Source organism: Undibacterium sp. SXout7W (assembly GCF_049339385.1).
Lineage (GTDB): Bacteria > Pseudomonadota > Gammaproteobacteria > Burkholderiales > Burkholderiaceae_D > Undibacterium.
This window is the reverse complement of record NZ_JBMPPF010000094.1, coordinates 1-374: the sequence shown is the minus strand read 5'-3', so window position 1 is coordinate 374 and position 374 is coordinate 1. Positions and strand designations below refer to the sequence as shown.

Annotated in this window: 1 protein-coding gene; it reads left to right on the top strand. The window is 44.7% G+C overall.

Annotated elements, in window-relative coordinates; all coding sequences use genetic code 11:
* The coding region (locus tag ACO0LB_RS20630; RefSeq protein WP_423052587.1) for a DNA/RNA nuclease SfsA at positions 1 to 374 on the top strand (374 nt) is incomplete at both ends.

Here is a 374-nt window from a genome sequence, read left to right as displayed (position 1 = left end):
ACCTGGCAACACGGTGTGGTACTCAACATCAGATAACGCCAAACGAAAGTACCCAAACAGCTGGGAGATCTCAGAAACAGACAAAGGTCACCGTATTTGTGTAAATACTGCGCGGGCAAACCAGCTAGCAGTGGAAGCAATTGAAAATGGGACTATAGTTGAACTCTTAGGCTACAACGCGTTACGAACTGAAGTGAAATATGGCAGTGAGAATAGTCGAATCGACATTCTGCTTGAAGATAACGAAAAGCCGCCTTGCTATATCGAAGTGAAAAGCGTCACTTTGCTCGACGAACAATTAACGTCAACTAAGCAAGAATCATCAACCAAAGGACAAGGTTTTTTCCCTGACGCTGTGACAACCAGAGGCCAAA